Source organism: Corynebacterium sp. ZY180755 (assembly GCF_054331495.1).
On sequence record NZ_CM135811.1, the window covers coordinates 284,369 to 311,130 of the forward strand.

At 56.6% G+C, this 26,762-nt stretch carries 24 protein-coding genes; 15 read left to right on the forward strand and 9 right to left on the reverse strand.

Annotated features, from left to right (window positions below; translation table 11 throughout):
- The 3 genes from ACXM2N_RS01335 to ACXM2N_RS01345 form a co-directional block, all read right to left on the reverse strand.
- Window positions 1-1,392, reverse strand: a complete 1,392-nt coding sequence (locus tag ACXM2N_RS01335) for a M1 family metallopeptidase (protein ID WP_458490945.1) — start codon at window positions 1,390-1,392, stop codon at window positions 1-3.
- A 13-nt stretch (window positions 1,393-1,405) separates the two neighbouring features.
- Window positions 1,406-3,451: a prolyl oligopeptidase family serine peptidase gene (locus ACXM2N_RS01340; RefSeq protein ID WP_458489275.1), complete on the reverse strand. Its 2,046-nt coding sequence runs from the start codon at window positions 3,449-3,451 to the stop codon at window positions 1,406-1,408.
- 90 nt (window positions 3,452-3,541) lie between these two features.
- Entirely contained in the window at window positions 3,542-4,612 is a 1,071-nt protein-coding gene (locus tag ACXM2N_RS01345; protein ID WP_458489277.1) for an alpha/beta hydrolase, read from the reverse strand.
- 700 nt (window positions 4,613-5,312) lie between these two features.
- Between ACXM2N_RS01345 and lpdA the strand changes: the two genes are divergently transcribed.
- Together lpdA and ACXM2N_RS01355 are read left to right on the forward strand one after the other, a co-directional pair.
- On the forward strand, window positions 5,313-6,722 hold the full coding sequence (gene lpdA / locus ACXM2N_RS01350; protein ID WP_458489279.1) for a dihydrolipoyl dehydrogenase: 1,410 nt from the start codon (window positions 5,313-5,315) through the stop codon (window positions 6,720-6,722).
- Between the two features lie 201 nt (window positions 6,723-6,923).
- Window positions 6,924-7,094 carry a DUF6767 domain-containing protein gene (locus ACXM2N_RS01355; RefSeq protein ID WP_458489281.1) on the forward strand — a complete coding sequence of 57 codons (171 nt, stop codon included), beginning with the start codon at window positions 6,924-6,926 and terminating at the stop codon, window positions 7,092-7,094.
- A 93-nt stretch (window positions 7,095-7,187) separates the two neighbouring features.
- Here ACXM2N_RS01355 and ramB read toward each other — a convergent pair whose 3' ends face one another.
- Entirely contained in the window at window positions 7,188-8,615 is a 1,428-nt protein-coding gene (gene ramB, locus ACXM2N_RS01360; RefSeq protein ID WP_458489283.1) for an acetate metabolism transcriptional regulator RamB, read from the reverse strand.
- A gap of 576 nt (window positions 8,616-9,191) precedes the next feature.
- Between ramB and ACXM2N_RS01365 the strand changes: the two genes are divergently transcribed.
- The 8 genes from ACXM2N_RS01365 (at window position 9,192) to ACXM2N_RS01400 (ending at window position 15,878) form a co-directional block, all read left to right on the forward strand.
- Window positions 9,192-9,950: a succinate dehydrogenase cytochrome b subunit gene (locus ACXM2N_RS01365; RefSeq protein WP_458489285.1), complete on the forward strand. Its 759-nt coding sequence runs from the start codon at window positions 9,192-9,194 to the stop codon at window positions 9,948-9,950.
- 29 nt (window positions 9,951-9,979) lie between these two features.
- Window positions 9,980-11,995, forward strand: a complete 2,016-nt coding sequence (locus ACXM2N_RS01370) for a fumarate reductase/succinate dehydrogenase flavoprotein subunit (RefSeq protein WP_458489287.1) — start codon at window positions 9,980-9,982, stop codon at window positions 11,993-11,995.
- Window positions 11,995-12,744, forward strand: a complete 750-nt coding sequence (locus ACXM2N_RS01375; RefSeq protein ID WP_458489289.1) for a succinate dehydrogenase/fumarate reductase iron-sulfur subunit — start codon at window positions 11,995-11,997, stop codon at window positions 12,742-12,744. Before ACXM2N_RS01370 ends, ACXM2N_RS01375 begins: the two co-directional genes overlap by 1 nt.
- A 79-nt stretch (window positions 12,745-12,823) precedes the next feature.
- Window positions 12,824-13,177, forward strand: coding sequence for a hypothetical protein (locus ACXM2N_RS01380; protein WP_458489291.1), 354 nt, complete (start codon window positions 12,824-12,826; stop codon window positions 13,175-13,177).
- 150 nt (window positions 13,178-13,327) lie between these two features.
- Window positions 13,328-13,483 carry a hypothetical protein gene (locus ACXM2N_RS01385; protein WP_458489293.1) on the forward strand — a complete coding sequence of 52 codons (156 nt, stop codon included), beginning with the start codon at window positions 13,328-13,330 and terminating at the stop codon, window positions 13,481-13,483.
- Window positions 13,484-13,644: 161 nt separating this feature from the next.
- A complete protein-coding gene (locus ACXM2N_RS01390; RefSeq protein WP_458490947.1) occupies window positions 13,645-14,913 on the forward strand; it encodes a DUF445 domain-containing protein in 1,269 nt (422 codons plus the stop codon).
- A gap of 98 nt (window positions 14,914-15,011) precedes the next feature.
- Window positions 15,012-15,287 carry a DUF2516 family protein gene (locus ACXM2N_RS01395; RefSeq protein WP_458490949.1) on the forward strand — a complete coding sequence of 92 codons (276 nt, stop codon included), beginning with the start codon at window positions 15,012-15,014 and terminating at the stop codon, window positions 15,285-15,287.
- A gap of 6 nt (window positions 15,288-15,293) precedes the next feature.
- On the forward strand, window positions 15,294-15,878 hold the full coding sequence (locus tag ACXM2N_RS01400) for an aminotransferase (protein ID WP_458489295.1): 585 nt from the start codon (window positions 15,294-15,296) through the stop codon (window positions 15,876-15,878).
- Window positions 15,879-15,943: 65 nt separating this feature from the next.
- On the opposite strand, the gene ACXM2N_RS01405 is transcribed toward ACXM2N_RS01400, so the two are convergent.
- The 3 genes from ACXM2N_RS01405 to ACXM2N_RS01415 all read right to left on the reverse strand — a co-directional run bounded on the left by ACXM2N_RS01405 (window position 15,944) and on the right by ACXM2N_RS01415 (window position 18,444).
- Window positions 15,944-16,825: an LmeA family phospholipid-binding protein gene (locus tag ACXM2N_RS01405; protein WP_458489297.1), complete on the reverse strand. Its 882-nt coding sequence runs from the start codon at window positions 16,823-16,825 to the stop codon at window positions 15,944-15,946.
- 125 nt (window positions 16,826-16,950) lie between these two features.
- A complete protein-coding gene (locus ACXM2N_RS01410; protein WP_458489299.1) occupies window positions 16,951-17,799 on the reverse strand; it encodes a class I SAM-dependent methyltransferase in 849 nt (282 codons plus the stop codon).
- A gap of 141 nt (window positions 17,800-17,940) precedes the next feature.
- On the reverse strand, window positions 17,941-18,444 hold the full coding sequence (locus tag ACXM2N_RS01415) for a DUF2505 domain-containing protein (protein WP_458489301.1): 504 nt from the start codon (window positions 18,442-18,444) through the stop codon (window positions 17,941-17,943).
- A gap of 23 nt (window positions 18,445-18,467) precedes the next feature.
- Here ACXM2N_RS01415 and ACXM2N_RS01420 point away from each other — a divergent pair, with 23 nt between their 5' ends.
- The gene (locus tag ACXM2N_RS01420) at window positions 18,468-19,610 is read left to right on the forward strand and encodes a UDP-N-acetylmuramate dehydrogenase (RefSeq protein WP_458489303.1); all 1,143 of its coding nucleotides are present in this window, start codon (window positions 18,468-18,470) and stop codon (window positions 19,608-19,610) included.
- Window positions 19,611-19,686: 76 nt separating this feature from the next.
- Here the strand turns inward: ACXM2N_RS01420 and ACXM2N_RS01425 are convergent, their stop codons facing one another.
- Window positions 19,687-21,402, reverse strand: coding sequence for a long-chain-fatty-acid--CoA ligase (locus ACXM2N_RS01425; RefSeq protein WP_458489305.1), 1,716 nt, complete (start codon window positions 21,400-21,402; stop codon window positions 19,687-19,689).
- Window positions 21,403-21,721: 319 nt separating this feature from the next.
- On the opposite strand from ACXM2N_RS01425, the gene mshA reads away from it, so the two are divergent.
- The 4 genes from mshA to ACXM2N_RS01445 all read left to right on the forward strand — a co-directional run bounded on the left by mshA (window position 21,722) and on the right by ACXM2N_RS01445 (window position 25,762).
- On the forward strand, window positions 21,722-22,987 hold the full coding sequence (mshA, locus tag ACXM2N_RS01430) for a D-inositol-3-phosphate glycosyltransferase (RefSeq protein WP_458489307.1): 1,266 nt from the start codon (window positions 21,722-21,724) through the stop codon (window positions 22,985-22,987).
- Between the two features lie 90 nt (window positions 22,988-23,077).
- A complete protein-coding gene (locus ACXM2N_RS01435; RefSeq protein ID WP_458489309.1) occupies window positions 23,078-23,824 on the forward strand; it encodes a phosphoglyceromutase in 747 nt (248 codons plus the stop codon).
- A gap of 21 nt (window positions 23,825-23,845) precedes the next feature.
- Entirely contained in the window at window positions 23,846-25,066 is a 1,221-nt protein-coding gene (locus ACXM2N_RS01440) for a sensor histidine kinase (RefSeq protein WP_458489311.1), read from the forward strand.
- Window positions 25,067-25,762: a response regulator transcription factor gene (locus tag ACXM2N_RS01445; protein ID WP_458489313.1), complete on the forward strand. Its 696-nt coding sequence runs from the start codon at window positions 25,067-25,069 to the stop codon at window positions 25,760-25,762. It abuts the gene before it with no gap.
- A gap of 47 nt (window positions 25,763-25,809) precedes the next feature.
- Here ACXM2N_RS01445 and ACXM2N_RS01450 read toward each other — a convergent pair whose 3' ends face one another.
- Complete coding sequence (locus ACXM2N_RS01450; protein ID WP_458489315.1) at window positions 25,810-26,742, reverse strand: hypothetical protein; 933 nt, start codon at window positions 26,740-26,742, stop codon at window positions 25,810-25,812.
- Between the last annotated feature and the right edge of the window lie 20 nt (window positions 26,743-26,762).

Genomic DNA, 26,762 nt, shown 5'->3' on the forward strand with positions numbered 1-26,762 from the left:
TTAAGCCATGTGCGTGTGCGGTTCGGGGAAGGGCGGCAGTGGGAGCTCATTGAGCCACGCATTCCACAGCGCATGGAGCTGATCTTGTTCGATGCCCGCTTCTTCGCAGGCCTTAATCGCCTGCTGTTTCAGGTCCAGCGGTTCCACCACTGAGTGCTGGCCCCCTGAAACGTAGCGCTGCACCATGCGGAAGAATGCGTCGTCACCCAAGAGCACGCGCAGGGCGTGAACTGTCAAAGCGCCCCGTTTGTACACGCGGTCATCGAACATGTCACGAGGGCCTGGGTTGGACAGAAGAATGTCCTGTGGCTTGGCCGCCAATCCGTCATAGTGTTCCTTGGCGGACTCCGCGGCAGGCTTGCCGGTGGAGTGTTCACACCAGAGCCACTCGGCGTAGCAGGCAAAGCCCTCATTGAGCCAAATGTCATCCCACTGGGCCAGGCCAAGGGAATTACCGAACCACTGGTGAGACAGCTCGTGCGCAATCAAACGCTCCCAGCCGTGATCACCTTTGGCGTGGTTGGCGCCGAAGATGGATACCCCTTGCGCCTCTAAAGGTATTTCCAACTCATCTTCGGTGACTACCACCGTGTATTGCTCAAACGGGTAGGGACCAAACTTCTCAACGTAGAGATCGAGCATCTCTGCCTGACCCGAGAAGTCTTCCTTGAAACCCGCCATGATTGCCGGCGGAACGTAGGCCACGATGGGGACACTGCAGGCGGAATCAGTGATGTCAACCCTGGTGTAGTCACCAATCTGCACCGTGGAGAGGTAGGAGGCCATTGGCTGATCAATGTGGTAAACCCACGTCTTTCGAGCCCCTTTTCGCTCGACGGAGTCGAGAGTGCCGTTGGCTACCACGGTGTAGTTGCTGTCCGTGGTCACGCTCATGCGGTAGGTGGCCTTTTCATCTGGGGTGTCATCGCACGGATACCAGCTTCGCGCACCGTTGGGCTGGCTTGCTACCAGGGAACCGTTGGTGAGCTCTTCCCAACCCAGCATGCCCCACGTGGTGCGTACTGGGCGCGGGTTGCCTCCGTAGTTAATCACCAGCGTGAACTCAGAGTCCACGGGGATTTCGTCGGTGAAGGTAATGCGCAGCTTTGCGCGAGCATGCTTGAAGCGCTTGACGTCTACGTCCATCGCGCCCACAGTCTCCAGCGTGACGCTACCTACTGACAAAGAATCAGACAGGTCTAGTACCAGCGCTGATAGTGGCTGGTAATTGTCTACCTTGAGTGTCGCAGTGGCCTTCAGGTGGTTGGGGCCAAGCTTGTAGTCCAGCACCAGATCGTAGTGCCGGACGTGGTATCCAAGGTTGAAGTCAATCCCCGTGTAGTCGTCGCGGAGACCAGGAATTGGTGTTTTGCGTAGGCGTGAACTTCTCATCAATGAACAAATGTTAGTTGTTTTTGCTCTCGCCGAGTACTTTGGCCTCAATCCACCCCTCCACGAGCGCCTCCATGAAGGCCACCTGCTTATTGTCAGCTGCGCCTGCGTGGCCGCCCTCGGGGTTTTCGTAGTAGTCCACCGGTTGCCCGGCCTGTTGCAGAGCCAGCGTGAGAAGGCGGGCGTGGGCTGGGTGCACGCGGTCATCCCGGGTGGAGGTAGTCACCAGCGCCGGTGGGTACGTAGCTGGCTGCTTATCGACGTTCACAAGATCCCCGTCAGCGTCGTGACCTGGTCGAGCGGCGACGTTGTGCAACGGGGAGTATCCAAGCAGCGCTTCGCGCTCCTTGGGCACCTCGGGGTCGCCGTATTCGGCCATCCACGAGGCACCTGCTGACCACAGGTGGTAACGCATCATGTCCACCAGCGGCACCTGCACCACGGCTGCACCAATCAGCTCCGGGTAGGAGGTCAGCGCGACGGAGGTGAGCAAACCGCCATTGGAGCCACCGCGAACGATGATCTCGGGCGGCGTAGCGTAACCGCGCTCCACCAGATCCCGTAGCACGGCTTGGTGGTCCTCATAGATCTTGTAGCGGTTGGTCTTGAGGATCTGCTCGTGCCATTGCGGCCCAAATTCACTACCACCGCGCAGGTTGGCCTGTACAAAGTATCTGCCCTTTTCCAGCCAGCTACCTCGCGCGACGGGGTAGTACGGCACCAACGCGTGCTCAAAGCCACCATAAGCGGTCACCAGAGTTGGGCGCGCACCGTCAAAGGCTCCGGTGATGAAATATGGAACCTTGGTGCCGTCGGCGGACGTGGCCCAATGCTGGCGCGTTTCCAGGCCCTCGGCATTAAATTGTGCGGCGGTGTGTGCGAACTTTTCCAGCTTGCCGTCAGCGTAACGGTACAGGGTGGACGGCTGAGTGAACGAGCTCGCGGAAATCCACGCCTCATCGCTGTCATCGTCAGCAGCAACCACGCTGGCCGTGACGAGCTCAGGAAGCTCAACCAACTCGTGAGGGCCAAAGAGATCATCAAGGCGGACCCGCTCAATTCGACTTGCCACGTTGTCCAGCAAGGTGAGCAACACGTGATCCTTGGTAAAACTCAAGTCCTGCAAGCTGGTGCCCGGTGATGGTTCAAACACCACGCGGAAGTCGCGCTCGCCAGCCAAGAAGCGATCGAATTCAATTGCGCCCAATCCACCCAACGCAATGCCCGACCACTCCGAACGCGGCATCACGAACATCCACTCGCGGTGAATCAACACCGTGGCGTCTTCTGGAACCTCAAGAACCTGCAGTCCCTGGTCGGTCTCAACAAATGTACGGGCGGTGTAGAAGTCCAAAGCGCGACGCGCGAATTTGCGCTCGAAACCTTGGGTGGTATCTGCCCAGGCGGACACCACTAAATCTGTGGTCTTGCCCGCGAGGAATTCCTGCGCCTGTTCCAAGGGCTCTCCGCGCCGCCATAGCCGAGAGCTTCCTGGGTAGCCAGAAACCGTGAGCGTGCCGTCTCCAAAGTCGGTGCAGACCAAAATGGAATCCCTATCCACCCAGCTCACCTGGGTTTTGGCCTCGGGAATGACAAAAGGATCGCAACTGACAAAGCACTTGGATTCCAGATCGAACTCGCGGATCACCACCGAGTCAGCGCCGCCTCGAGACAGTTTCACCAACGCACGATCACCTGCGTGCTGGCGAACGCTCGCGCCCTTCCACACCCAATTCATGGCATCGTTGTGGGCGAGCTCGTCAACATCGATCAGGACTTCCCACGCAGAAGAGTCAGCCGCGCCAGTAGTGACCTTGCGGTAGCCATCCAAGCTGATCCTGCGCCACACACCACGCGGGTGATCAGCATCCTTCCAGAAGTTATAGAGGAACTCACCACGCCTGGTCACGTACGGGATTTTCTCATCGGTATCGAAGGCCGCAAGCAACCGTTGGCGGATGTCCTCATCAACAAACTCGGTGGTTGCTTCAGAGAGATCGGCAGCCCAATCAAGCGCTCGAGGGTCTTCAATCTCCAACAGAAAATCATGGTTGCTCATTCACCCAACTGTACCGGCGATGCGCCACCAGCGGAACAAAAAACTGGGCCCCAGCTTTGGATGCTGGCGCCCAGTGAAGGTTTCTAGCTATTAGGAATTAAATGCACGGTTGAAGGTCTTCCAGGATTCACGCAAATCATCCTGCCACCAGCCCCACGAGTGAGTACCGGTGTGGCGCATGTTGAAATCAGCTGGAATATTCAGCTTCTTCAGCTTGGCCTTCAGGTTGTGAGTACACACGTTGGTGGCTGCCTCAATTGCGCCACCCTCAACGGTGACAACTGCAACACCAGCGGCAACAGCTGCCGGAGGTGCGCCCTTGAAGCGAGGGCTGGAAGGAAGGTCCCAGTATCCAGCCAAGCCAGAGCCATTAGAGACGTACACTTCAGTGCCGCGCAGCTTCTCAGCGTTGAGCAGTGCATCGTTCCAGCGGTTGGTTGCGCTGCCCTGAGGGCCCCACATCTGAGCGGCGGTAGCGCCACCACGCTGCAGGGTAAGGTTCAAGTATCCGTACTCAACTGGGGTGGAGGTAGCCGCACAGCCGGAGAAAGAACCAGTTGCGTCGTAGAAGCCAGGATTGTGCTCAGCCAGCAGCAGTGCGGAGGTGGCGGACATGGACAGACCCGCGATCGCGCGCTTGTTGGATGCCTTGAGCTTCTTCTCCAGGTTGGTTGGAAGCTCCTTGGTTAGGAAGGTTTCCCACTTCTGTACGCCGCCCAGGTTCTTGGCAGGGGATAGCCAGTCGGTGTAGTAAGAGAACGCACCAGCCATAGGGATGACAACGTTGACGTTCTTGTCCTTGTAGAAGTCAATAACATCCGTCTGCATGACCCAGTTAGCGTTGCCCTCGCCGCCATCGCCACCATTGAGCAGGTAGATGGTAGGGCGGTTAGCGTCCGCAGCCTTGATCACGAAGAGTGGGACAATGCGGCCATTCATTGCAGGAGAATCAGCGTACATCTCCACAACGCGGTCACCGTCTAGCTTGTCGCGCCACTTGACATCATCTAGGCCTGGGGTTGTCCCCTCGGTAACCGTGGAGAGGGTGGCGTTGCCTGCAACCTGTGCTGGGGTGAGGGTGGCTGCGGTGGCAGGACCGGCAACCGACAGAGCCAAGGTCAGGGCCGTGATCGGGGCAGCTATGCGGCGAAGGAGCTTCATAGGTATCTTTCTTTGACTATCGTGCGTACGCGAGAGAAAAGGCTTTTCTCATAACTTTAACTAACGCCGGTGACAAAATAAACAGCTGGCAGGCAGTTTACCCCTCCTCGTGTGAGAGACAGCCGTGGGAACGGGGTACATCTAGTTGCCCGCCACCATTCTTAGCGCCGGCCGAATGATTTAGGCGCTCAGAAGTGATTGCGCCTGTGTGAGCTCAGGTTCTTGCCAGTAGGTGAGGAAGCTGCAGGAATAAAAGCCAGTCCCTCTGGCCCAAGATCGCATGCTGCCGCAGGGGTGTAACACCCTTTTTTAGGACGCTGATTATTGTTACAGTAAGGCTCAAAGCGCTCATAGCTCAGTGAATGGGCGACGCTGCATGTCTCAGAGGCCAACCTCAAACAACCTCTGGGATTGCTTACCAATCGTGAAAAGGACTCGTTCATGGATCAGATCATTCTCTTAATCACCAATTTCCTCGGTGCCAATGTGCAGGTAGGTTCCTCTCAATTGGCCAACCTTGGCTTGCTTTTGGGACTGTTCTAAGGACTATCCCCACTAGGTGAACGCTCTGCATGTTTGCAGAGCGTTTTCTTTTATTACCTGTGGGTACACGGTGGTTAAAGGTGCGCCTTCGCATCATTTTGCCCGCAACATGGGGAAGGGGGAGACAATTAGCCCGCGGTTCCGTATTGTGGATTGCGTGACTGAACATTATGACGTAGTAGTACTCGGAGCTGGCCCTGGTGGCTACGTCTCCGCCATCCGTGCAGCGCAGCTTGGTAAGAAGGTTGCAGTTGTTGAGAAGCAGTACTGGGGCGGCGTGTGCCTCAATGTTGGCTGTATTCCTTCAAAGGCTCTTCTGAAGAATGCTGAAGTTGCCCACATCTTCAACCACGAAGCAAAGACCTTCGGTATTTCCGGCGAGGCTACCTTCGACTTCGGTGTGGCACACGCTCGTTCCCGCAAGGTTTCTGAGGGCATCGTTCGTGGCGTTCATTACCTGATGAAGAAGAACAAGATCACGGAAATTGATGGCAAGGGCTCTTTCAAGGATGCCAACACCCTTGAGATTTCCGAGGGCAAGGACGAGGGTAAGACCATCACCTTCGACAACTGCATCATTGCTACGGGCTCTGTTGTACGTTCCCTTCCAGGTGTTGAGATCGGCGGAAACATCGTTTCTTACGAGGAGCAGATCCTCAACAACGAGGCTCCAAAGTCCATGGTCATCGTGGGCGCTGGCGCTATTGGTATGGAGTTCGCTTACGTACTCTCCAACTACGGTGTAGACATCACCATTGTTGAGTTCATGGACCGCGTCCTGCCAAACGAGGACAAGGACGTTTCTAAGGAGATTGCCAAGGCTTACAAGAAGCTCGGCGTGAAGCTCCTGACCGGCCACAAGACCACCGCTATCCGCGACAATGGTGACGGCGTCGAGGTTGATGTGGAGTCCAAGGATGGCTCCAAGTCTGAGACCCTCAAGGCGGACCGCGTCATGGTTTCCATCGGTTTTGCACCACGCGTTGAAGGCTACGGCCTGGAGAACACCGGCGTTAAGCTGACCGACCGCGGCGCAATCGAGATTGACGATTACATGCGCACCTCCGTTGATCACATCTACGCAATTGGTGACGTTACCGCTAAGCTGCAGCTCGCTCACGTGGCTGAGGCGCAGGGCGTTGTTGCTGCTGAGGTTATCGCTGGCGAAGAAACCCAGCTTCTGGGTGACTACATGAACATGCCACGTGCAACCTTCTGTAACCCACAGGTTGCGTCCTTCGGCTACACCGAGGAGCAGGCTAAGGAGAAGTTCGCTGACCGCGAGATCAAGGTCGCTTCCTTCCCATTCTCTGCAAACGGTAAGGCACAGGGCCTCGCTGAGGCTACCGGCTTTGTCAAGATCGTCGCTGACGCCGAGTACGGCGAGCTTCTTGGCGCTCACATGGTTGGTCCTCACGTTTCCGAGCTGCTGCCTGAGCTGACCTTGGCTCAGCGCTTCGACCTCACCTGTGAGGAAATCGGACGCAACGTTCACACCCACCCAACCCTGTCTGAGGCAATGAAGGAAGCTGCCGAAGGCATCATGGGTCACATGATCAACCTGTAAAACACAGTTTTACTTCAAGGCCTGCCCCACATCTTGGGACAGGCCTTTTTCCTTTAACAATGGGGACATAAATCGAAGTGGTCTCCAACGCCGGTGGTCTAATGGCCATCCTGTGCTTGCATCACAACGAGAGTCCATGCTCAGGCCTGCTGTTAGGGGAGGTCATTTTGACGATAGGGATACGGGAGTAGGATCGGGGCTATGAAGCCAGAACCGAAGTGTCCCATTAGGTACGGAGAACCTTGTAGTCTTTGCGTGCCGGGTGCCTCGGGGCCACACGACTGCCAGTTGGTAGCACTGGTCCGCGAGGATCCGGAGCTCATGGAGCTGAAGTCTGAGATGATTACGTCGAAGAAAAAACGGTCGGCTTAAGCCCCAGCCTTCAGGCTGGGGCCCGGGCCTGTGGCCCAAAAAGATCCGTGGTAGCGGTGACTGCTGCGGGGTAGGGGTGGCGTCGACAAGCAACTAGTACGGTGCGACCGTGGAGCGGTGAGCGTCAATCTGGATCTCCTGATTGATCGCGGGGAACGCGCGCTGCGCACAGTTTTCGCGGGTGCACACACGGCAGCCTGGGCCAATGGGGACGGCGGTAGAGAAGTCCTCCAAATTGAGGCCGTCAGCGTAGACGGTGCGTTCCGCGTGGCGGGCGTCGCAGCCGAGTCCGATGGCGAACATCTTGCCGGTCTCACCAAAACGTCCTTGGTGGTGCCTCACAGTCCGGGCAATCCACAGGTAGTTACGGCCATCGGGCATTTGCGAAAGCTGACGCTGAATGGTGCCGGGATTGGTGAAAGTATCGTACACATTCCACAACGGACAGGTTCCACCAGAGGTGGCGAAGTGAAAGCCAGTTGCGGACTGGCGCTTTGACATGTTGCCAGCGCGATCCACGCGCACGAACGTGAACGGGATGCCGCGCAGCTTTGGGCGCTGCAGGGTGGAAAGGCGGTGGCACAGCGTCTCGTAACCAACGCCAAACATCAAGCACAGGTACTCGATGTCATAGCCGGACCTTTCGGCCTCAGCATGGAAGAGCCTGTACGGGAGCATCACTGCAGCAGCGAAGTAACTGGCCACGCCACGGAGGGCGAGGGTACGGGCCTCATCGGTGTGGAAGTGGCCGGTGTCAACGATCTCGTTCATCAGGGCGCCTACTTCCAGGTAGCCAAGCTCAGCAGCCATGCGGAAGGCGCGCTGACCTGCGATGAGCCTGGAAGACAGCGTGAGTGTGCGGCTATGGGTATCGAACTGGTGTAGGCGGTTGCCGATCTCAGCGCCGGTGGCGATGGTGACATCATGGAAGTCGCTCAGGCGGCGCGTGAGTGCGGCTTCGGTTGCTCGCACATTGAATGTTGAGACGCCAAGCTCTTCCGCGATGGTTTCAGCCTTACGGTCAAGCTCATCAATGTAGTTCTGACGGGAATAGAAGAAATCGCGCACTTCATCATGCGGCATGCTTAGCGCGCTGGAAATGCCATTGTGATTATCGGGATCGGTAGCTAGGCGGACGTCCGTTGCGGCGGACAACTTATCGCGCAAATTCCGGTACTTGCGGTGGAGTTCGACGATGGTCCGGGCAACATCAGGGTGGTTCTGAACAACATCGCTGAGTTCATGTAGTTCGAAGGGATCAGAGACGATCTCCCGGTCTGTGACCACGTCCTGAATTTCCGCTAGCAGGCGAGAATCATCATCACGAGAGAAGAAGGTGGCGTCTACGCCGAAAGTCTCAGTGATTTTATTGAGAACGGACAGTGTCAAAGGACGAACGTCGTGCTCAATCTGGTTTACGTAGCTTGCTGATAGGCCAAGCGTCTGAGCTAGTGAGGCTTGGCTGAGATCGCGTTCCCTTCGGAGTTGCCGAAGGCGAGAACCTACATATGTCTTACCCATGACACACAACTATATAGAGACCTGGATCACAATGAGATCGTTTTGCGAAAATGAGTAAACATTGCTTCCCAGAATTAACAGACTATTTAAGTAGTTCACCCCTTGATAAGGAAGGGCGCTGCATCGATGTTTCAAAAGATGATTTTCGGTTTGGGTTGGGAAATGGTGGGGCGGAGTCTAGGTGCTTAAGGGCGCTCTTGGGGGGAAGGTGTGATGAGTGATTTGGGTAACTCAATTTTGAGCCTGTGTGACAGGTGTGAGTCAGTGTTCCTTTTGGGCTAGTTTTTTGAGGCTTTGTAGCGAATCAACCCTTTGATTGATTCCAAACGGTTACCCCCATTTTTAAGAAACATCAATGTTGAGAAAAGAAAAGCTTTTGAAATGTCGTCTAACGCTCTTTGTAAAAGTGCCGGTAGAACGGGTGAAAAAAGTCTCTCATTTCTGGGTGAAAAAGTGCGCGGCCGAGCATGGGCGAGTGGGGGAGGCGATAGCGGGTGTGGAGTAGATCACCCGCTTGCTCCTAACTAGTTGTGAAGCCAACTTACCTAATAAAGTAAAGGTGACACTGGAGGTGCCATGACTGTAAATAACATCGACCGTGACGCAATTGCTCACGGCAAAATCACTGAAAAGCCGCTTCGTGAGCAGCCAAAGTTCCCAACCTGGGCACTGAAGCTCACAATGGCCGTAACCGGCCTCATCTTTGCTGCTTATGTGTTTGTACACATGGTCGGCAACATGAAGATCTACATGCCGTTCTACGATGACGGTACGCATCCAATCAACGTCTACGGTGAGTGGCTGCGCAACATGTTCTACCCACTGTTCCCGTCTCACGGCATGCTGTGGATCTTCCGTATCGTTCTTCTGGTAGCTATCGTGCTCCACGTCTACGGCGCTTTTGCCCTGACCGCACGTTCTCACCAGTCCCGTGGTAAGTTCCGCCGCACCAACCTCATTGGTGGCATGAACTCCTTCACCACCAAGACCATGCTGGTAACCGGCATTGTTCTTCTTGCGTTCATCATCTTCCACTTGCTGGACCTGACTATGGGCGTTGCGCCTGCTGCTTCGAGCTCCTTCGCTCACGGTGAGGTTTACGCAAACTTGGTCGCAAGCTTCAGCCGTTGGCCAGTAGCAATCTTCTACATCATTGCAATGGTTGTGCTGTTCCTGCACCTTACCCACGGTATTTTCTTGGCAGTTTCTGACTTGGGTATCACGGGTAAGCGCTGGCGTGCAATCCTGCTGGTCGTTGCGTACCTGCTCCCAGCAATTGTCATGATCGGCAATATCTCGATTCCGGTCGCCATCGCAACTGGCTTGATCTCTTAAGAATCGACGAGGAGAAAAGGTAAACATTTATGAGCACTCATACTGAAACCGCTGCTCGCCCAGAGTTCAAGCACCCAGAGTCCGTGGTTCCTGGCGTTCGCCCAGGCACTGTTCTGGAGGCCAACGAACCAAAGGGCGTTCCTACCAAGGACATGTGGCAGTACCAGAAGGACCACATGGAGCTCGTGTCTCCATTGAACCGTCGTAAGTTCAAGGTCCTCGTTGTTGGTACCGGCCTGTCCGGTGGCGCTGCTGCAGCCGCACTCGGCGAGCTCGGCTACGACGTAAAGGCATTCACCTACCACGACGCACCACGCCGTGCACACTCCATTGCTGCACAGGGTGGCGTTAACTCCGCTCGTGGTAAGAAGGTTGACAACGATGGCGCATACCGCCACGTAAAGGACACCGTTAAGGGCGGCGACTACCGCTGCCGTGAGTCTGACTGCTGGCGCTTGGCTTACGAGTCCGTCCGCGTTATCGACCACATGAACGCAATTGGTGCACCTTTCGCACGCGAGTACGGCGGCGCACTGGCAACCCGTTCCTTCGGTGGTGTGCAGGTCTCCCGTACCTACTACACCCGTGGTCAGACAGGTCAGCAGCTTCAGCTGTCCACCGCGTCTTCCCTGCAGCGCCAGATTCACCTCGGCTCTGTAGAGATCTTCACCCACAACGAGATGGCTGACCTGATCATCACCGAGAAGGATGGCCAGAAGCGTTGTGAGGGTCTGGTAACCCGTAACCTGATCACCGGTGAGCTCACCGCTCACACCGGTCACGCAGTTATCCTGGCAACCGGTGGCTACGGCAACGTGTACCACATGTCCACCCTGGCAAAGAACTCCAACGCGGGCGCTATGATGCGTGCGTACGAAGCTGGCGCATACCTCGCGTCACCTTCCTTCATTCAGTTCCACCCAACCGGTCTGCCTGTTAACTCCACGTGGCAGTCCAAGACCATCCTGATGTCCGAGTCCCTGCGTAACGATGGTCGCGTATGGTCTCCAATCAACCCTAAGGATGACCGCGATCCAAACACCATTCCGGAAGAGGAGCGCGACTACTTCCTGGAGCGTCGTTACCCGGCATTCGGTAACTTGGTTCCACGTGACGTTGCATCCCGTGCTATCTCCCAGCAGATCAACGCTGGTCTGGGTGTTGGACCACTGCACAACGCTGCATACTTGGACTTCCGCGACGCAATCGAGCGTCTGGGCAAGGACACCATCCGCGAGCGTTACTCCAACCTCTTCCAGATGTACGAAGAGGCAATTGGTGAGGATCCATACACCACGCCAATGCGTATTGCTCCTACCTGCCACTTCACCATGGGTGGCCTGTGGACCGACTTCAACGAGATGACCTCCATCCCAGGTCTGTTCGCAGCCGGCGAGTGCTCTTGGACCTACCACGGTGCAAACCGCCTGGGTGCAAACTCCCTGCTGTCCGCATCCGTAGACGGCTGGTTCACCCTGCCATTCACCATTCCTAACTACCTCGCTCACCACCTTGGTGAGGAAGCACTGTCTCCAGATGCTCCAGAGGCTAAGGAAGCTGTTGCACGTGCACAGGCTCGCATTGATCGCCTGATGAACATCAAGGGTGACAACCCACACGGACCTGAGTACTACCACCGTCAGCTGGGTGAAATCCTGTACTGGGGTTGTGGCGTTGCCCGTAATATCGAGGACCTCAAGACCTCGATCGAGCGCATCCGCGAACTGCGCCGTGACTTCTGGGCTAACATGCGTATCACCGGCAAGCCGGACGAGATGAACCAGGTTCTCGAGTACGCAGCACGTGTTGCTGACTACATCGACTTGGGCGAGCTCATGTGTGTCGACGCACTTGACCGCGACGAGTCCTGTGGTGCTCACTTCCGTGACGATCACCTCTCCGAAGAGGGCGAGGCAGAGCGTGACGACGAAAACTGGTGCTTCGTTTCCGCATGGGAGCCAGGTGAGGCTGAGGGCGAGTTCATTCGCCACGCTGAACCACTCGTATTCGAAGCTATCCCTCTGATGACAAGGAATTACAAGTAATGAAACTGCATCTAGAAATCTGGCGTCAGGCCGGACCAAACCACGAGGGTCACTTCGAGTCCATCACCGTCGAAGACGCCGTGGCACAGATGTCCGTCCTCGAGCTCTTGGACCACGTCAACAACGGTCTGATCGAAGAAGGCAAAGAGCCATTCGCATTCGCATCTGACTGCCGCGAGGGCATCTGTGGTACCTGTGGCCTTCTGGTCAACGGTCGCCCACACGGCCAGGAGAAGAACCAGCCAGCATGTCAGCAGCGCCTGCTGAACGTTGCTGACGGCTCCACCCTGAAGATTGAGCCACTGCGTTCCGCAGCGTTCCCAGTGATCAAGGACATGGTTGTTGACCGTTCCGCACTGGACCGCGTTATGCAGCAGGGTGGCTACGTCACCATCAACGCTGGTACCGCTCCAGATGCTGACACCCTGCACATGAACCACTTCAACGCTGAGAAGGCACTGGATCACGCTGCCTGCATCGGCTGTGGTGCTTGTGTTGCTGCTTGCCCTAACGGCGCAGCACACCTGTTCACCGGTGCAAAGCTGGTTCACCTCTCCCTCATGCCTTTGGGCAAGGAAGAGCGTGGCCGCCGTGCACGCAAGATGGTTGACGAGCTCGAGACCAACTTCGGTCACTGCTCCCTGTACGGTGAGTGTGCAGATGTTTGCCCAGCAGGCATCCCACTGACCGCTGTCGCTGCAATTAACAAGGAACGTGCTCGCGCAGCCTTCCGTGGCAAGGATGACTAAGCTACAGTATTAGCTAATAAATCCCAATCACGAAAAGCTTCGCTTTCACTCCTTACACAAAGAAAGGCACGGTAACTCAATGTCTGGTTCCCACGCCGTGAGCAAAACTGCAGAGGGCTACCCAGTTTTCACTAACCTCACCGATGGCTACATCGACGGTTACGATCCTGTATCCCTCTACGCTCCACACTCTTCCCTGCAGCGCACTAGCACCTGGATTGGCATGGGCCTGATTCTGGTCGCCCTTGCCGGCCTTGGTACTATCACCTTCGCTTTCGCTGCTAACACTGTTGGCACGCAGGAAGACTGGAAGCTGTATGCAATCATCGGTGCAGTATTGACAGTTGCCCCACTGGTTGGTGGCTTTGGGTTGATCCACCGCGGTCGACGCAATTACCGTAAGTACCGTTCTGAGACCGGTCGCATTAACTAATTAATGTTTGACGGCTAGTTTTGCCACCTCCAGACAGGAGATCCCGTTTTACACGGGATCTCCTGTTTTTTAGTTCGCTGGTGGCAAATATCTATCACCATTTGATAACCAAAGGCCGGAAAACGGGTTATCTAGGGTTTACTGGATAGCATGCGTAAAGCCATTATCATCATCACGGCCCTCATCACCCTCCTCGTGGCCCTTAACTTTGGAAGCCTCGCAGCCCAGTATTGGGACAAGGAGCCAGTGGGTAACTCACAGCAACTCACTCCAGGCATCTCGTCGGCGGAACTACTTCCTAGTTAATGAACGTTAGACGTTAGTGCATGATTATCTGCCCGAAGGGGAGAGGTTAGTTGGGAAAACATAGCAATCCGCCGGCTAAAGACTCAGAGTTTAGGCCTATGCTCACTCCTACCCAGGAGAGGACAGTGGGCAATTCGGTCGTATCCATTGACACGAGCATTATGGGTACGAGCCCAGAAAAAGATGCTGAACTGCGCTCAGCCTTGAAGAAGAACAAGGCGTATGCGCTGTCGTTGCTCATTTTTGCAGCAATCGTATTCCTTGCGTGCACGTGGGCGGAGAGCCAGGGCCTAGGTAATTTCTGGGTGGGACTCATTCGGGCTGGTGCCGAGGCCGGAATGATTGGCGGCTTAGCAGACTGGTTCGCCGTGACAGCACTGTTTAGGCATCCTATGGGATTGAAGATTCCTCACACAGCACTGATTCCCAACAAGAAGGATCAGTTTGGTGAAGCCTTAAGTGGCTTTGTGGAGGAGAAATTCCTCACTGTAGAGGGGCTTACCGGCAAAGTTGAAGAGTTCGACGTTCCGCGGACAATTGCGCAGAAACTAGTACAGCCAGAAAACGCAAAGGTGGTATCGCGTTTTGCTGGCGCGATGATTGCGGACGGTGTCCGCGCGCTAGATCCTCATGATGCAGAAGCCGTAATTCGTCGTGCGCTGGTGGATAAGCTGGCGGAGCCGAAATGGGCGCCCCCGCTTGGGCGGGTCCTAGATCAACTGATCGCCGAAGGGCAAACTGAACCGCTCATTGAGCAGTTCATTGAGTGGATGGTCAAAAAGGCCAACGGCAGTGAAGAACTGATTATCAGAGTGCTCAATGAGCGCGCGCCGAAGTGGGCGCCAAAGTTTGCTAACGATCTGGTAGGGGAGAAAATCTATCGCGAGCTCGTAGCGTGGTCAGAGCAGGTAGCAGCGGACCGCAACCACGAGGCGCGCCAAGCCATGCGCCGGTTCATCTACCAGTTCTCCCAGGATCTCCAGTATGAACCCGTCATGATCGAGCGGGTGGAAAACATCAAGCGAGACGTCATGGGGTCTAATCCAGTGCAGAATGCGGCATCCACTGTGTGGAGTTTTGCGTCGCAGGCAATCATTGAGGCTGCTGAGGATGAGAACTCTGTGTTGCGCATTAAGATTGCCGATCTTGCCATGGATCAGGGGCACAGGATCCTTGGGGATGAGGCCTATCATGCGCGTCTGCAGGGCTTTGTTCTCAAGGCCGCTACGTACGTGGCAGAAAACCACGCCTCGTCTATTACCGCACTGATTTCGGAGAAGATTGCCTCGTGGGAAGCGGAAGAGGCTGCGGAGGAAATTGAACTTCGCGTGGGCAAGGACCTGCAGTACATTCGTATGAACGGCACTGTTGTTGGTTCCTTAGCAGGTGCAGCGATCTACGTGATTTCGCACGTTCTGTTCGGTTTCTAAGTTTGCCAATCTGGGGCTTGTAGCCCAAACTAAAAAGACACTTCAAACACTTGCCAAAGGTTAGGAAAAACATCGTGGACATTGTGCAAAGCATTGGCATGATTTATGGATTTGCCGCCACCGCAGTGGTATGGGCAATCGCTGCGTCCGCCCTTGTTGGAGCGGCTATATGTGCCAGTACGCGTGATGATGCCTTTGACGCCGCTGACCGCAAGGCCAAATGGGTATGGGTAGGCCTGCTGGTTGGTTCCGCCCTCGTAGTGGTCACGGGTTTGCCGTTTCTCTCGTGGATCGGTCTGGTGATTATTGGCCTCTACTGGTTTGATGTCCGCCCACAGATCAAGGACATCCTCAACGGCAATTACGGTTGGTAGTGGTTCATGGTTCAGACTGTTCTCACTGTCACTAACCCTGCCATTTCCTCTGATGAAGTTCGCGCTATCGCAGCTGACGCCGTGGAAGCCGGGTACGGATTGTGCGTAGAGCCATCCATGTTGCAGGCAGCTGCTGAGGTTTCCACCGCCAACTTGCCCGTGGTGACGTGGGCTGGGTACCCGTCGGGCAAACACCATACTCTGGTCAAGGCCGCAGAAGCACGACTAGCCATCCAGTTCGGTGCCACTGAGGTGGCGATTGTTCCAGATCTGGCGCAGGTTTCGGATCAATCAGCGCTGATGAGCGAGCTCATCGCAGTGCGCGATGCCGTTCCGCATCCCGCTCGCCTAGGCTTGGTGTTGGAAACCACAAAACTGGCGCCCGATGTTCTGATTTCTGCCGCTAGGTGTGCAGCTAAGTGTGGTTTTGACGCCATCGTTACAGGCACAGGGGCGTCATCCGTTGAGGGCGTTGAGGCGCTACGCAGCTGCCTCGAAGTCCGTTCAGCGGGGATGGATGTCAGCGTGGTAACGTCGGCTGACCAGGCTGAGGCATTCCGTGCGGATTCGTACTGGATTCTGAGCGAGTAACAAAGAACCCAGTCCGCAACTTCGTAGAGGTGCGGGCTGGGTTTTTCGCTGTCTCCTACGCGGTCCTAGGCAGGCTCGGTAGCAGTCTCCTCGGCAGGGAGCACAGGGTCTTGTGGGCTAGAGCTTTGAGAGATTTCAGTGAGGTTGACGTTGTCCCCGTCAACGGTCAGGTCCACGCCACCGTCAACTACTTCCACATTGGTTACGGTCATTCCGGTTCCCGCTGTCTCGCCTACTCCCTCGCTGAGCGCCTTGGAAAGCGCGTCTGAGACGCTTTCAGGAAGCTCAAATCCAAACAGGCTAGCATTCTCCGCTACGAAACCCAGTTGCCCGTCTGTGACCTCAGGGCGCAGCGTCAGGGCAGCCGCACCGTTGGTGATCTGAACGTCGACTGTGCCGCTGGCAGCGTTGGACGTGATACCCGTGATCTTCACCAGATTCTGGATAAAGCCGCCTGCCAGGTCTTCCAGGCTGAGTTCTCCGCCTTCAAAAGGATTACCCTGTTGCTGGCTGCTTTGCTGATCGTTAGCCTGCTCGCGCTGGATGGTAGCAAGGAGGAATTCGTCCGTTGCTAGGGTGCGCATGGTGAGGTGACCGGCAACCGGCGAGTCAGGATTGGACATATCCACATCGCTTAGGGTGATCGTGGTTTCTGGGGTGCCACTGATTTCCGGGATCTCGGACGACTCAGGATACGTAATGGCGAGGCTGTTGGGGGTCGTGATCTCTACGTTGTTGAGATTCTTGGTAGCAAGGCCCCACAGGAGAGGCTGGGCACCAAAGGAAATGCTTGCCTTGTCATCGCCTTCTTGGGACTCCATGCTGTTGGCCAGTTGATTGCCAACAAACCAGCGCAGACCAAATTCAGCGACCAGAAGCACGACGATGATGACAGCGACTATGCCAGCCAGGATTTTGATGGGTTTATTTGAGGTATGAGAACGCACGCCACCATAGTAGTGAGTAAAACGCTCCTTAGGGCATCTTCGCCGGGTTTTATTTGATGCTCACTACTGCTGTGGCGCGGCGATAAGGCCGGAAAATGGGAGGTGAAGCGTGGTAAACGGCTTCGCTACGGCGCTACGAGATCCCACGGGACGGTGATTTGGTTATCGCGCACTGGACGTCGGATAGCATCAAAGACGAGGCCTTCCTCCTTAAGGATGCTGCGGGCACCGCGCCAGCGCACGCGGGGGCCGTACGTAGCTAGGAAGGCACTGCGATTCCACGCATCGTCCATACGCTGGAGAAGATCGTGAATCCTCTCTCCCTCAACGTTGCGGTGGATCAGGATCTTTGGAAGGCGCTCAGCAATGTCAGAAGGCTGCTCCACATCAAACGGATCCCACGATAGGGTGAGTGACTTAGGTCCGTCCTGATTCAGCAGGACCCACGTAGAGCGGCGTCCCAGCTCATCGCACGTGCCCTCAATGAAGAAACCGCCTTCCTCTAGTCGCGAACACACGGTACTCCACGCGTCCCATACTTGATCAACGCTGTATTGGCGCAGCACATTGAAGGCGCGCACCACGGTGGGATGATACCCGCCTAGCTCAAAACCCCCGAGTTCGAATGTCACACCATCGCGGGGATCCAGCACTCGATCGGGGTCAATCTCAAGGCCGGTTACTTTGATGTCTGGTCTTATGGTCCGTAACCAGCGGGCCCACTCGCACGTGGTGGTGAAGCTAGCGCCGTATCCCACGTCCACGGCGTGAGGGGAATTTGAGTGGTTAATGGCGCGCTGGATGTCCGGGTTATTGGCCATCCACCTGTCGCACCGGCGTAAGCGATTGAACCCCGTGGTGCCGCGGGTGATCACGCCGATAGGTTTGTTCGGCTTAGGCTGCTTACTCCACTTGTGCGCGTGCGCTGCTTTGCCAAAGTTTGCACGCAGATCGTGTGCATGATTCTTTGACATGGCGGTAGCTTTCTTCAGTCGTGTACGTGAGGTGGGTAGTTATCGATACTAGGCGCTGGCGGGCAGGGCATAAAAAACTCCGCGCTGCACGATGAGTGCGGTGCGGAGCTTCTTACAGGGTAAGGCGAAAAGCCTAGGGTATTAGAGGTTAGCTGCGATCCACTCGTTGGTCAGGTTTGCCTCGTTCTGGAACAGCTCGCCTAGAGCTTCTCCTACCTTTGGCTCAATAGCAGGGCCCATGAATGGAATCTTGACGTCAACCTCGTTGGAGTAGGTCAGGGTAGTGGTATCGCCCTCACCGGCAATGGCGATGGTGCCCTTGAAATCCACTGGGGTGCCCTTCACGTCAGCGGTGTAGGAGGCGCTGGAGGAGGTTCCCTCTAGGCCTGCAACGGTAACTACGCGCTTGACCTTGAGCGCCTGGGAGATCATTGCGCGGACTGCCTCTGGGAGGATGTCCGTTGGCAGGACCTCAAACAGGGTAGCTACAGCGCCACCGTCGGCTTCGGTGAATTCGTGTACCTCGCCCGCCTCAGGGGAAAGGTTCTGGGCAATGTGTGCCCAGTAATCAGCGTTAGTGAAGGCAGCGTGTACCTTTTCAATCGGCTGGTTGATAATTGCAGTGTTCTCACTTCGCGAAGTCATGGTTACAGACTACCTTTAAATGTGTGACTGATACATTGAAGCCCGTTTTTGACGCCCTTGATGCCATCGATGGTGCGGTTATTGGCAGTGAAAACTTTGCCGAGCTCACCACCTTGCACATTGGTGGATCGCCCCTAGCTACCGTGCATTGTCGCACTACGGATGCGGTTGTGGAGGTAGTAAACCTCCTGGATGAGCATGAGGTTCCACTGCTTATTGTGGGCGGCGGCTCCAATTTGGTGATCGCTGATGGCGAAGTTCCAGTAGTGGCCGTAGTGCTCGAATGCGATGCTGTGCACGTGGATATGGGCAGTGGCAAGCTAGTTGCAGAGGCTGGCGCGGTGTGGGATGAGGTAGTCAGCATCTGCGTTGAGGCAGGGTTAGGTGGCATTGAGTGCTTGTCCGGAATCCCGGGGTCTGCTGGTGCTACCCCAGTGCAAAACGTTGGTGCCTATGGTGCGGAAATCGCCGATGTCCTGACCCGAGTGGAGCTCTATGACCGCGTTTCTGGGGAGCGGAGCTGGGTCAGCGCTGAGTCCTTGGATCTGGCCTACCGTTACTCCAACTTGAAGTTCACTGCGCGTGCGGTGGTGCTGGCCATTGAATTGCAGCTGAGCACGGATGGTATGTCCGCGCCACTGCGGTTTGGTGAGCTTGCGCGCACGTTGGGCCTTGGTGATAGTGCTGACGTCTCGGACATGCGTATGCCGGTGGCCCAGGTTCGTGAGGCGGTTCTTGGGCTGAGAAACGCTAAGGGCATGGTCTACAACGCTCAGGACCATGACACGTGGTCCGCGGGATCGTTTTTTACGAACCCGATTGTGCCTATCGACGTCGCGGAGGCCGTTCGCCTCAAGGCCGCGAGCATCCGCGGCGAGGAGGATGCCGTGAGGATGCCGTGTTTCCCAGCGGGGGAGGGCCTTAATAAGCTCTCGGCCGCTTGGCTCATTGATCGCGCCGGGTTTGACAAGGGGCATCTGGCCACTGGGCGAGACGGCCGCGCCGGGCTATCTACCAAGCACACGCTCGCGTTGACCAACCGCGGCAATGCCACCAGCGATGACATTGTGGCTCTCGCGCGTGAGGTTCGCGCAGGGGTTCAAGACGTCTTTGGCGTGGTGCTGGAGCCGGAACCTGTGTGGGTGGGCGTAAGCATTGATGGCTAGCGCTCAAAGCTAATCTAGGCCAAGAAAAACACCGGGTGCGCATTGATCTGCGGACCCGGTGTTTGTGCGTCGAGAGTTACTTGGCGCCCTTTTCTAGCTTCTTAAACAGCTCAGCCTGGACATCGCGGCGGCGGATCTTGCCCATCTGATCGCGTGGTAGTTCCTCGAAGTGGTAGAAGGTGCGTGGAACCTTGTAGCGGGTGAGTAGCTCACGGCAGTGGTTCTTCAGACCCTCTGGGTCAATCGCGGCGCCTTCTGCCAGCGTGATGCAAGCAACCACAGACTCGGAGCCATCCTCGCGTGGCAGGCCTACTACGGCGACGTCGGTGACATCAGGGTGCTGAGAGATAGCCTCTTCAACCTCACCTGGGTAGACGTTGAATCCACCGGTGATGATGACCTCCTTGATGCGGGCGACCAGGCGGATGAAGCCGTCCTCTTCCATAACGCCAACATCGCCGGTGCGGTACCAGCCGTTGTGGAAGCTTTTCTCAGTTGCCTCAGGTTCGTTCAGGTAGCCCTTGAAAATCTGTGGGCCGCGGGCCAAGACTTCACCCTCAACACCATCGGGCTGGGTCTCGTCTAGGTTGTCTGGGTTGGCAATGCGGATCTCGGTGTCTGGGAATGGGATACCAACGTAGCCTGGGCGGCGGTTGGAGTTCATGGGGTTACCCACGATGATTGGGGAACACTCAGTAAGGCCATAGCCCTCAACCAGCAGACCACCAGTGAGTTCTTCCCAATCCTTGACGGTCTTCACTGGCAGGGTAGAGGCACCGGAGAAGGAATTGCGCACGCCTTCAATGGAGATGTTCTTTTCCTTCGCTGCCTCCACAATCTTCTGGTACAGGGTAGGAACGCCAGGTACCCACGTTGGGCGGCGCTTCTTCATTACCTGCATGATCAGTGGGATTTGTGGGGCTGGGAGCAGAATAATTTCGCCACCAACAAAGACTCCCAAGTTCAAAATGATGGTGAGGCCGTAGGCGTGGAAGAATGGCAGCGCAGCGAGTAGTCGCTCATCGTGATCGCCGAGTCCTGGAACCCATGCCTTACCCTGGACCAGGTTGGCAAACAGGCCACCATGGGTGAGCTGGGCGCCTTTAGGGGCGCCGGTGGTGCCGGAGGTGTAGAGGATGACCGCTACGGAGTCCTTGGTTACGTTCGGGCAGGAGACGATGTCATCGCCGTTGCCGCCTAGCGGTGCGTCCAGCAGCACGTCCCAGGCGATGGAGTTTGGTGCGGAAGCGTGTAGGGATTCGCGCTTCTTCTTCAGCGCTGGGACAGGAATGCGCAGTGCCAGCTGCTGGACCTTGGGCATTGCGTCGATCATGTTGACGGAAACAATGGTCTCTAGCGGGGTGGTGTTGCGCAGCTTATCTAGCGTGGATGCGGCTTTATCCCACACGATTGCTACGCGTGCGCGGTGGTCATTGAATGGGTGTTCCAGCTCGTGCGCGGTGTAGAGAGGGTTGTGCTCCACGACGGTTGCGCCCAGCTTCAAGATGGCGAAGTAGGCAATGATGTGTTGCGGGCAGTTAGGGAGGCAGATTGCTACGTGGTCGCCCTCTTTAACGCCTAGTGCGCGCAGGCCTGCGGCGGCAGAGCGTACTTGTTTGTCTAGCTCACCGTAGGTCAGGGTGCGCCCGAAGAAGTAGGTTGCAGGCTTTTCTGCGTTGACGGCAAGGTTGTTGTCGTACATATCTAGCAGCGTGGTGGTGCCGTAATCAAGGTGCTTAGGGGTCCACTCTGGAAAGCTATTTAGCCATGCCTTCGACTCAAATGCCGACATCTTAAAAAATCCCTTCGGTGGCGGCGTAGTCCAGTCACTGGTGTTCCACGTGGGTGAAGTGCGGTGGAAGCTCGTAGGCTACGCTTGAGTAAGTTACGCTCGCAACAATAGCACCAAAACGAGGCAGGGCAATCTTTCCCGGCGCGCGTCGCACTGCACTGCGCCCTGTGGGCGGGGCTGTTGTGGCTGTTCAAAGGGCTAATTTGGGTAGCTTTTGGGGGTAAAAGAATCTGGTATGTTTTCGGACACACAGTACGGGTAGATGCTGTTGCCTGTGGCGGCCAGCTGTAAACGGCAGTGCTGGACTAGGATTGCACGCATGCGTGTTGCAATGATTTCGATGCACACATCACCTCTGGCGCAACCTGGCATAGGTGATGCTGGCGGGATGAACATTTACGTCTATAACATCGCCACCAATCTGGCGCGGCAGGGTATTGAGGTAGACATCTTTACTCGCGCTACCCGCCCTAGTCAGGGTGAGGTCGTGGAGGTGGGGGAGAACCTCCGTGTGATCAACATTGTGGCGGGCCCATACGAAGGCATTACCAAGGAGGAACTGCCTACTCAGTTGGCGGCCTTCTCCGGCGGTATTGTCCAGTTTGTTAAGTGCGAAGGCGTGGAATATGACCTCATCCACTCTCATTACTGGCTGTCCGGTCAGGTGGGGTGGCTGCTGCGCGAGATCTGGGAAATCCCGTTGGTCCACACCGCGCACACCCTCGCCGCAGTAAAGAACCACCACCGCAGCGAGACCGATACACCGGAATCTGAAGCCCGCCGCATTTGTGAGCAGCAGTTGGTGGACAACGCAGATTGTCTTGTGGTGAATACCTCTGAGGAGACTCAGGACTTGGTGGGGCATTACGATGCAGACGCAGATAAGATCTCCGTGATCGCGCCGGGCACAGACACGACCCTGTTTACTCCTGGCACCGCTCGCGCCACCGAGCGCTCCCGCAGGTACTTGGGCATCCCGCTGCACGCCAAGGTGATTGCCTTCGTGGGCAGGTTGCAGGAGTTCAAAGGTCCGCAGGTGTTGCTGCGCGCGCTTGCTGAGTTGCTGGAGCGCGATCCAGAACGCAACGTCCGTGTGCTCATGGTTGGCGGCGCCTCAGGGGCCGCAGCATCGCTGGACAATTACCAGAACCTCGCCCGGGAACTTGGGGTCGCGCACCGAGTGCGTTTCATGGATCCGCGTCCACCAGCGGAGCTGGTGCCGGTGTATCAGGCAGCCGATATTGTTGCAGTTCCAAGTTATAACGAGTCCTTTGGACTCGTCGCGATGGAGGCTCAGGCCTCCGGAACTCCCGTGGTTGCTGCGCGCGTCGGAGGCCTGCCCATTGCGGTGGCAGAGGGTGAGACGGGCTTGCTTGTCGACGGCCACAATGCCGAAGACTGGGCCGATGCCTTGGCCCAGTTGCTCGATGATGACGACTCCAGGATCCGCATGGGTGAGGATGCGGTGGCCCACGCGGCCAACTTCTCCTGGGAAGCTACCGCTGCGAAACTAGCGAGTGTGTATTCCGAGGTGCTGAGCATCGAGATCCCCAATTGCCATGAGCGCCGCGCTAGTGGCCGCTAGGCACGGTAAAGGTGTAAGTAACAACACAATTTAGGGGCAGTTGAGCTCTAATTCCTGACGGGCTTTAAGCTTCGTGGCAGACTGGTGGGTATGACTACCGGAAAGCTGATCTTGCTCCGCCACGGCCAGAGCAAGTGGAATGAATCAAACCAGTTCACCGGCTGGGTGGACGTAGATCTGACCGCAAAGGGTGAGGCTGAGGCCAAGCGCGGCGGCGAGCTGCTGAAGGAGCAGGGAATCCTTCCTGACGTCCTTTACACCTCCCTCCTGCGCCGTGCTATCCGCACCGCAAACATCGCGCTCAACCATGCTGACCGCCACTGGATCCCAGTTGTCCGTGACTGGCGCCTCAATGAGCGCCACTACGGTGCTCTCCAGGGCCTGAACAAGGCTGAGACTAAGGACAAGTACGGAGAAGAGCAGTTCATGGCATGGCGTCGTTCCTACGACACCCCACCTCCAGCTCTCGATGACTCCTCCGAGTACTCCCAGGCTGATGATGTCCGCTACGCACACTTGGACACGGTCCCACAGACCGAGTGCCTGCTGGACGTAGTCAAGCGCTTCATTCCTTACTTCAAGGAAGAGATCCTGCCACAGGCTCTTGCTGGCAAGAACGTTCTGATCGCTGCACACGGTAACTCCCTCCGTGCACTGGTCAAGCACCTGGACAACATCTCTGATGAGGACATCGCGGCCCTCAATATCCCAACCGGTATTCCACTGGTTTATGAGATCGATGAGGACGGCAAGGTTCTCAACCCAGGCGGCACCTACCTGGATCCAGAGGCAGCAGCAGCCGGCGCTGCAGCAGTTGCCGCGCAGGGTGGCAAGTAAGCCATTACAATGACGTAGCTAATGGCACTATTAGCAGCGTTCCTTTTGGGCGTGGTCCTCACGGGCCTCGCCCTACTTCTGTATCAGTGGCTGACCAAAAAAGTGAAGCGATACCGCTCAGCTGCCACGCTGATGGATAACCGAGTCACAACGGTGAGCCAGGTCCTGCACCTCACGGTTCAGGGGTCGCCCACTGGTGTGACGGTTGTGGATCGTGCAGGTTCGGTAATTTTGTCTAACCGGCGCGCCCACGATTTGGGCGTTGTGCATGAACGCGAGCTCCTAGGCGAAATCGCTCATGTGGTGGATCGTGCATACGAGGATAAAGAAAGCCACACGCTAGATTTCCGGGTGCCCCGCGGTCGTACGGGCAGCCGTGTCACCTCAGTGCGGGCCGTAATTCAGCCACTCACCTTGGTTGATGATCGTTTCGTGATCATTTACGCCACCGACGAATCCGAAAACGTACGCATGGAGTCTGCGCGCCGAGACTTCGTGGCGAATGTTTCTCACGAGCTCAAGACTCCAGTGGGCAGTATGGCGCTGCTGGCTGAGGCCCTGCAGGAATCAGCGGATGATCCGGATTCGGTGGAGTACTTTGGCGGAAAGCTCCACAAGGAAGCGCTCCGATTGGGTGACATGATCACAGAACTCATCTCGCTGTCCAAGCTGCAGGGTGCAGAAGCACTTCCAGACATGGAACCAGTCAACGTGGACGAGATCATTGATGAGGCACTGAACCGCAATAAACTCGCAGCTGACAATGCTGGAATCGAACTCGAGCGGGGCCGCAAAGCAGGCGTGGACGTGTTGGGCGACCGCAACCTGCTGGTGACTGCGGTATCGAACTTGGTGTCCAACGCGATCAACTACACATTAAATTCCATGCCGGTGACTGTAAGCACCAAAGTTGATGCGCAGGGATCGGTATTCATTCGAGTGACAGACCGCGGCATTGGCATTGCACCAGATGATCAGAAGCGCGTTTTCGAGCGCTTCTTCCGCGTAGACAAAGCCCGTTCCCGTTCAACAGGCGGAACAGGCCTGGGACTCGCTATTGTTAAACATGTGGCCGCCAACCATGGTGGGCGGATCACGCTGTGGTCTCGCGTGGGAACAGGCTCCACCTTCACGCTGGAGCTTCCGGTGCATAAGGACGAACCACGCCCAAATGAACAACGAGAAATTGAACCCAACTTCCGCATCGGTCGTGCTACCGCCCGGAGAAAGGATCGTGCGTAAATGACCACCATCTTGCTGGTAGAGGACGAAGAGGCCCTCGCTGACCCGTTGATGTTCCTGCTGCGTAAAGAGGGCTTCAATGTTATTCATGCACAAGACGGCCCAAGCGCACTCACCGAGTTTGATAAGAACGCGGTAGACATCGTTCTCCTTGACCTCATGCTACCGGGCATGTCCGGCACCGATGTGTGCAAGCGCCTGCGCGCAGACTCGCAGGTTCCGGTCATCATGGTCACCGCGCGTGATTCTGAGATTGACAAGGTTGTGGGGCTTGAACTGGGTGCGGATGACTACGTCACCAAGCCCTACTCTTCCCGTGAGCTCATTGCCCGCATCCGCGCCGTTCTGCGCCGTGGTGGGGAGTCAGGGCAAGCGTTGGAGGATGAAGACTATTCCCAGATCGTCACCGGTGGCAACGTACGCATGGATGTGGAAAGCCACATAGTGACCGTTGACGGCGTGCAAGTACAGATGCCACTGAAGGAGTTTGACCTCCTGGAGTACCTGATGCGTAACTCCGGCCGCGTGCTTACCCGTGGCCAGCTCATTGACCGCATCTGGGGCGCCGATTACGTTGGTGATACCAAAACCTTGGACGTCCACATCAAACGCTTGCGCTCCAAGATCGAGGCCGAGCCGTCCAAGCCTGTGCATCTAGTCACCGTGCGTGGCTTGGGCTACAAGTTTGAGGGCTAGAGCCTTTCGTGAGAAATATTAGCCACGCCGGTGGGAGGTGTGGCTGTCTACGATCCTTCTGGATCGCTGTGAGCCTTCACGGTGGCTGGGTGAGGGTTAAAGATAGCTGGGTCAACACCAGCTGCGCGGGCTTGTTCGCGCTTGAGGCAGTGCTGCGCTAAGACGTCGTAGCTGGCGTCGCCGATGAGGGCACGGAGCTCAGCCTCGCAGGACTTCCACAACGGCAGCGAGTTGGTGTGGCAGGCTGGCGCGGTGGTGCAGTACCAGTCAAAGTCCTCTCCGCCACCGCCCCAGCCGCGGCGCTCATACTCGGTGATGGTGGTGCGCAGGATTTCTTGGCCATCGGCTCGTTCCTCCCACGCCTCCAGTCGGCGCAGCGGCAGCTGCCAGCACACTTCGGGCTTAACGACGGTCAGGTCCTCTCCCTCCGCTAGGGCCCACTGATGGATCGCGCAGCCTGGGCCGGTGGCCCAGCCTTCACGGTTGGCAAAGATGCATGCGCCATCCACGACCTTCGTTTTCAGGGCGGGTTCGGTCTCGCCCTCCTCATTGTCTAACTCGTCCCATACCAGCCACGGTTCGATGTCCACCGGGTCCGGGTTCTTTAAGTATTTCTTCACAGATTTTGGCCGCAACTGCCAATACTTCTCAGGCATGCGCTCAACGGCGTCGTAGAGCTGGTCGCGATCTTCCTCATCGGTGAGAAAAGCGCCGTGAACGCAACAACCAACCGAAGGTAGGGCGGATTCGATGCCCTTACATACGGGGGTGCCAAACTGGCAGCTGTAGTGGGATTCGATCCACGTAAGGTCGATCGAAATGATGTGCTCAGCGTTATCGGGATTAATGAATTCTAGCCACTGCCTTGGGAAATCCGGTGGTAGCTCGTCTCCGTTACGGATAGATTTGGCTGCCGGAGAAACTGCGGGAAACCCAAGATGTACTGTTTGGGTGGGAGCTTCATTCTTACTGTAGTTCACACTTGGCTACCGTACCGTCT

What these genes read in the sequence shown, in the direction of transcription:
- ACXM2N_RS01380 (WP_458489291.1), top strand. Translation starts at nt 12,824, where the DNA reads ATGTCTGGTTCCCACGCCGTGAGCAAAACTGCAGAGGGCTACCCAGTT.
- ACXM2N_RS01415 (WP_458489301.1), bottom strand. Translation starts at nt 18,444, where the DNA reads ATGACTTCGCGAAGTGAGAACACTGCAATTATCAACCAGCCGATTGAA.
- ACXM2N_RS01385 (WP_458489293.1), top strand. Translation starts at nt 13,328, where the DNA reads ATGCGTAAAGCCATTATCATCATCACGGCCCTCATCACCCTCCTCGTG.
- ACXM2N_RS01435 (WP_458489309.1), top strand. Translation starts at nt 23,078, where the DNA reads ATGACTACCGGAAAGCTGATCTTGCTCCGCCACGGCCAGAGCAAGTGG.
- ACXM2N_RS01445 (WP_458489313.1), top strand. Translation starts at nt 25,067, where the DNA reads ATGACCACCATCTTGCTGGTAGAGGACGAAGAGGCCCTCGCTGACCCG.
- ACXM2N_RS01395 (WP_458490949.1), top strand. Translation starts at nt 15,012, where the DNA reads ATGATTTATGGATTTGCCGCCACCGCAGTGGTATGGGCAATCGCTGCG.
- ACXM2N_RS01335 (WP_458490945.1), bottom strand. Translation starts at nt 1,392, where the DNA reads ATGAGAAGTTCACGCCTACGCAAAACACCAATTCCTGGTCTCCGCGAC.
- ACXM2N_RS01340 (WP_458489275.1), bottom strand. Translation starts at nt 3,451, where the DNA reads ATGAGCAACCATGATTTTCTGTTGGAGATTGAAGACCCTCGAGCGCTT.
- ACXM2N_RS01400 (WP_458489295.1), top strand. Translation starts at nt 15,294, where the DNA reads ATGGTTCAGACTGTTCTCACTGTCACTAACCCTGCCATTTCCTCTGAT.
- ACXM2N_RS01355 (WP_458489281.1), top strand. Translation starts at nt 6,924, where the DNA reads ATGAAGCCAGAACCGAAGTGTCCCATTAGGTACGGAGAACCTTGTAGT.
- ACXM2N_RS01425 (WP_458489305.1), bottom strand. Translation starts at nt 21,402, where the DNA reads ATGTCGGCATTTGAGTCGAAGGCATGGCTAAATAGCTTTCCAGAGTGG.
- ACXM2N_RS01365 (WP_458489285.1), top strand. Translation starts at nt 9,192, where the DNA reads ATGACTGTAAATAACATCGACCGTGACGCAATTGCTCACGGCAAAATC.
- ACXM2N_RS01410 (WP_458489299.1), bottom strand. Translation starts at nt 17,799, where the DNA reads ATGTCAAAGAATCATGCACACGATCTGCGTGCAAACTTTGGCAAAGCA.
- ACXM2N_RS01370 (WP_458489287.1), top strand. Translation starts at nt 9,980, where the DNA reads ATGAGCACTCATACTGAAACCGCTGCTCGCCCAGAGTTCAAGCACCCA.
- ACXM2N_RS01345 (WP_458489277.1), bottom strand. Translation starts at nt 4,612, where the DNA reads ATGAAGCTCCTTCGCCGCATAGCTGCCCCGATCACGGCCCTGACCTTG.
- ACXM2N_RS01390 (WP_458490947.1), top strand. Translation starts at nt 13,645, where the DNA reads ATGGGTACGAGCCCAGAAAAAGATGCTGAACTGCGCTCAGCCTTGAAG.
- ACXM2N_RS01440 (WP_458489311.1), top strand. Translation starts at nt 23,846, where the DNA reads ATGGCACTATTAGCAGCGTTCCTTTTGGGCGTGGTCCTCACGGGCCTC.
- ACXM2N_RS01375 (WP_458489289.1), top strand. Translation starts at nt 11,995, where the DNA reads ATGAAACTGCATCTAGAAATCTGGCGTCAGGCCGGACCAAACCACGAG.
- ramB (WP_458489283.1), bottom strand. Translation starts at nt 8,615, where the DNA reads ATGGGTAAGACATATGTAGGTTCTCGCCTTCGGCAACTCCGAAGGGAA.
- mshA (WP_458489307.1), top strand. Translation starts at nt 21,722, where the DNA reads ATGCGTGTTGCAATGATTTCGATGCACACATCACCTCTGGCGCAACCT.